The following is a 1032-nucleotide window of genomic DNA, read 5'->3' on the forward strand; positions in this document are numbered from 1 at the left end:
TTATCATCAATTTCTACTTCTAGATCTTTGTATTTGTTGTAAAATTTAGGAGCTAAGATTTCTTGGAAGTATTTTGTGCCTTTGGGGGTAATAATTGCATTGATATTATATTTGTTCCAACTACTTGGAATATCCCAAGAAGCAATACAAAAATCATCTATATAAAAACACTCTTTAATGATATAATTATCTAAAAAATATTTCCAATTTTTATCTTTATTTTTGGTATAAGCTGATAATGTATTTTGTTTTTCATCGTTTATATAAAAATCAATTAAATCATTTAGAAATAATTTTGTAAATACTTTTACAAATTCACCTTGATAATCTTTTGTATAAAGATTAAAAATCATAAAAAATTCTACATAGTCACTACATTCTAAGAAATCACATAAAAAACTATACTCTATAATCTCTGTTATATCATTTTTATTTACTTGTTTATGTGTGGAAAATATATCAAGAAATGAATTTATATGCAAATCAAGTAAAACGTCCCATTGTGGAAATAATTCTGCATTTATAGTTTCTAAAACTTTAAATTTCATTAAGGTTTTCCTAGGTTATTAATATGTATTTTATAATCTTTATTGTTAATTTTAGTATCTATCGTGGGCATATTGTCACTTTTGTTGCTTGAATAATTTCTCAACATTAATTTTGTGTCATCTTCTAAAATTCTTATAATCCTAATTCCTTTACTATTTGTTTCCATTATTTCTTTTTGATAATTTTTTGTTAACTTGTCCCATAAAACCATCAATTCATTTGTATCACCTACTAAATAAATTCTATTGTGAGATTTTTTTAATTTTTTAATTTCATTTAAAATTTCATTCTTCGTCAATGATTTTTTCTTAATAATATTTTTTACATTTTTAGGATTTTTCACTGCACCAAACATTGCTAAGGTATCGCTAGCAATGCCAATATTTTCAAGTGAATTTGGAATATCTTCCACTATACCTTCTAATGGAGTAAATAAAGGCTCTATAACTCCACTTGATGATTTTTCCCATTCTTTAAATTCAT

General features: G+C 23.8%; 2 pseudogenes. Both read right to left on the reverse strand.

Features of this window, described 5'->3' with window-relative positions:
• Positions 1 to 548, reverse strand: a pseudogene (locus ACOTVC_RS08795) (hypothetical protein); the annotation flags it as partial.
• A pseudogene (locus ACOTVC_RS08800) lies at positions 548 to 1032 on the reverse strand (hypothetical protein); the annotation flags it as partial. The pseudogenes ACOTVC_RS08800 and ACOTVC_RS08795, both read right to left, overlap by 1 nt.

Origin of the sequence: Campylobacter sp. GB48 (assembly GCF_049221845.1) — a bacterium.
GTDB classification, from domain to species: domain Bacteria; phylum Campylobacterota; class Campylobacteria; order Campylobacterales; family Campylobacteraceae; genus Campylobacter_D; species Campylobacter_D lari_C.